This is a genomic window from Streptococcus sp. CCH8-H5 (genome assembly GCF_001556505.1).
Taxonomy (GTDB): domain Bacteria; phylum Bacillota; class Bacilli; order Lactobacillales; family Streptococcaceae; genus Streptococcus.
This window is the reverse complement of sequence record NZ_LSIZ01000038.1, coordinates 1-3,741: the sequence shown is the minus strand read 5'-3', so window position 1 is coordinate 3,741 and position 3,741 is coordinate 1. Positions and strand designations below refer to the sequence as shown.

Annotated in this window: 3 protein-coding genes; all 3 read right to left on the bottom strand. The window is 41.8% G+C overall.

What is annotated here, in order from left to right:
* Window positions 1-139: 139 nt before the first annotated feature.
* The gene (locus AX663_RS10580; RefSeq protein WP_060972688.1) at window positions 140-619 is read right to left on the bottom strand and encodes a hypothetical protein; all 480 of its coding nucleotides are present in this window, start codon (window positions 617-619) and stop codon (window positions 140-142) included.
* 111 nt (window positions 620-730) lie between these two features.
* Window positions 731-943: a hypothetical protein gene (locus tag AX663_RS10575; protein WP_060972687.1), complete on the bottom strand. Its 213-nt coding sequence runs from the start codon at window positions 941-943 to the stop codon at window positions 731-733.
* Between the two features lie 1,758 nt (window positions 944-2,701).
* A complete protein-coding gene (locus AX663_RS10570; RefSeq protein ID WP_060972685.1) occupies window positions 2,702-3,589 on the bottom strand; it encodes a hypothetical protein in 888 nt (295 codons plus the stop codon).
* Window positions 3,590-3,741 lie beyond the last annotated feature (152 nt).

Sequence of the window (3,741 nt, the reverse complement as noted above, 5' to 3'; positions counted from 1 at the left end):
CGTCAACATCAACATCACAGTTGGAGTCAAATTCAGTCTCAGCTTCAGAAAGTGCGTCAACATCAACATCTCAGTCTGAATCGAACTCAACTTCAGCATCTGAAAGTGCATCAACATCGATCTCTCAATCAATCTCAAATTACGAGTCAGCTTCAGAGAGTGAGTCAGTATCTGAATCGCAGTCAGTCTCAAACTCAGAGTCAGCCTCAGAGAGTGAATCAACATCAGCTTCACAATCCGAATCAAACTCAGTTTCTACTTTAGTGAGTGAATCAACGTCAGCGTCACAATCAGAATCGAACTCAGTTTCAACTTCAGAGAGTGAATCAACATCGACATCACAATCCGAATCAAACTCAGTTTCAACTTCAGAAAGTGAATCAGTAAGCACATCACAATCCGAATCGAACTCAGTTTCTACTTCAGAAAGTGAATCAACGTCAGCGTCACAATCCGAATCAAACTCAGTTTCAACTTCAGAGAGTGAATCAACATCGACATCACAATCCGAATCGAATTCAGTTTCAGCTTCAGAGAGTGAATCGACGTCAGCTTCACAATCCGAATCAAATTCAGTCTCAACCTCAGAGTCAGCTTCAGAAAGTGCATCAGTAAGCACATCACAGCTGGAATCGAATTCAGTTTCGACTTCCGAGAGTGAGTCAACATCGACATCACAATCCGAATCAAATTCAGTTTCAACTTTAGAGAGTGAATCAACGTCAACATCTCAGTCTGAGTCGAACTCAATTTCAGCATCTGAAAGTGCCTCAATTTCAGCATCACAATCCGAGTCAACCTCAGTTTCTACTTCCGAGAGTGAATCAACATCGACATCACAATTCGAGTCAAACTCAGTTTCGACTTCCGAGAGTGAATCGACATCAGCTTCACAATCCGAGTCGAATTCAGTTTCAGCTTCAGAAAGTGTATCAGTAAGCACATCACAGCTGGAATCAAATTCAGTTTCAACTTCAGAGAGTGAATCACTTTCAGAATCACAGTCAGTTTCAAATTCAGAGTCAGCCTCAGTCAGAGAATCAATTAGTGAGTCACAATCTGCCTCAAATTCAGAGTCAGCCTCTGTAAGTGAATCAACGTCAGCGTCACAATCCGAATCGAACTCAGTTTCAGCTTCAGAAAGTGAATCAACGTCAGCTTCACAATCCGAATCGAATTCAGTTTCTGCGTCAGAAAGTGAATCAACGTCAGCATCACAATCCGAGTCAAACTCAGTTTCTACTTCAGAAAGTGAATCAACGTCAGCATCACAATCCGAGTCACATTCAGTTTCTACCTCAGAGAGTGAATCGACATCAGCTTCACAATCCGAATCAAACTCAGTTTCGATTTCAGAAAGTGAATCAATTTCAGAATCACAGTCTGTTTCTAATTCAGAGTCAGCTTCAGTCAGCGAATCAATTAGTGAGTCACAATCCGAGTCAAACTCCGTTTCAACTTCAGAAAGTGAATCAACATCAGCATCACAATCCGAATCGAACTCCGTTTCAACTTCAGAAAGTGAATCGACGTCAGCTTCACAATCCGAGTCAAACTCCGTTTCAACTTCAGAAAGTGAATCAACGTCAGCATCACAATCCGAATCGAATTCAGTTTCAACTTCAGAGAGTGAGTCAACGTCAACATCACAATCCGAATCGAATTCAGTTTCTACTTCAGAGAGTGAGTCAACATCGACATCACAATCCGAATCAAACTCAGTTTCAGCGTCAGAAAGTGCATCAGTTTCAGAATCACAGTCTGTATCAAATTCAGAATCAGCGTCAGTAAGTGAATCTATTTCAGAATCACAGTCTGTCTCAAACTCAGAATCAGCATCAGTAAGTGCATCAGTAAGCGAATCACAATCAGTGTCTAATTCTGAATCAGCATCAGAAAGTGCTTCTGTATCAGAATCGCAATCTGTATCTAATTCAGAGTCAGCCTCAGAAAGTGCGTCAGTTTCAGAATCACAGTCTGCTTCAAACTCCGAGTCAGCGTCAGAGAGTGCATCAGTTTCAGAATCACAGTCTGCTTCAAACTCAGAGTCAGCATCAACAAGTGCGTCTGTCTCAGAATCACAGTCTGTATCAAACTCCGAATCAGCGTCAGAGAGTGCATCAGTTTCTGAATCACAGTCTGTTTCAAACTCAGAGTCAGAATCAGTAAGTGTATCAGTAAGCGACTCACAATCAGTGTCTAACTCAGAATCAGCATCAGAGAGTGCGTCAGTTTCTGAATCACAGTCTGTTTCAAACTCCGAATCAGCCTCAGAAAGTGCATCAGTTTCTGAATCACAGTCTGTATCAAACTCAGAATCAGCCTCAGAAAGTGCATCAGTTTCTGAATCACAGTCTGTATCAAACTCCGAATCAGCCTCAGAAAGTGCATCAGTTTCTGAATCACAGTCTGTTTCAAATTCAGAATCAGCCTCACTAAGTGAATCAGTTTCAGCTTCACAGTCTGAATCGAACTCAGTTTCTACTTCAGAGAGTGAATCAACGTCAGCTTCACAATCCGAATCGAATTCAGTTTCTACCTCAGAGAGTGAGTCGACATCAATGTCACAATCCGAGTCAAACTCAGTTTCTACTTCAGAAAGTGAATCAAATTCAGAATCACAGTCTGTTTCAAATTCAGAATCAGCTTCAACAAGTGAGTCATTTTCAGCATCACAGTCTGTTTCAACTTCCGAGTCAGCCTATGTAAGTGCGTCTGTTTCAGTCTCACAATCAGTGTCTACTTCAGAATCAGCGTCAGAGAGTGCATCAGTTTCAGAATCACAGTCTGTATCTAATTCCGAATCAGTCTCAGAGAGTGCATCAGTTTCTGAATCACAATCAGTGTCTAATTCCGAATCAGCGTCAGTAAGTGAATCCATTTCAGCATCACAGTCTGCTTCAACTTCAGAATCAGCGTCATTAAGTGCGTCAGTTTCAGAATCACAGTCTGTCTCAAATTCCGAATCAGCATCAGTAAGTGAATCAGTCTCAGCATCACAGTCTGCTTCAACATCAGAGTCAGCGTCATTAAGTGAATCCATTTCAGAATCACAGTCTGTCTCAAACTCAGAGTCAGCATCAGTAAGTGAATCAATTTCAGAATCACAATCAGTGTCTAATTCCGAATCCGCTTCATTAAGTGCGTCAGTTTCAGAATCACAGTCTGTTTCAAACTTCGAATCAGCGTCAGTAAGTGAATCAGTTTCAGCTTCACAGTCTGAATCGAACTCAGTTTCATCGTCAGTAAGTGAATCAATTTCAGAATCACAATCTGCCTCAACTTCCGAGTCATCGTCAGAAAGTGAGTCAACATCAGCGTCACAATCCGAGTCGAATTCAGTTTCGACTTCAGAGAGCGAGTCAATGTCGACATCACAATCCAAGTCAAACTCAGTTTCTACCTCTGAGAGCGAATCAACATCAACATCGCAATCCGAGTCAAACTCAGTTTCGACTTCAGAGAGTGAATCAACATCAGCATCACAATCCGAGTCAAACTCAGTCTCAGCTTCAGAAAGTGCCTCAACGTCAACATCACAATCCGAGTCAAATTCAGTTTCAGCTTCAGAAAGTGCATCAGTAAGCACATCACAACTGGAATCGAATTCAGTTTCGACTTCAGAGAGTGAGTCGACATCAGCATCACAATCCGAGTCAAACTCAGTTTCTACTTCAGAAAGTGCCTCAACTTCAACATCTCAGTCTGAGTCGAACTCAACTTCAGCCTCAGTAAGTGCGT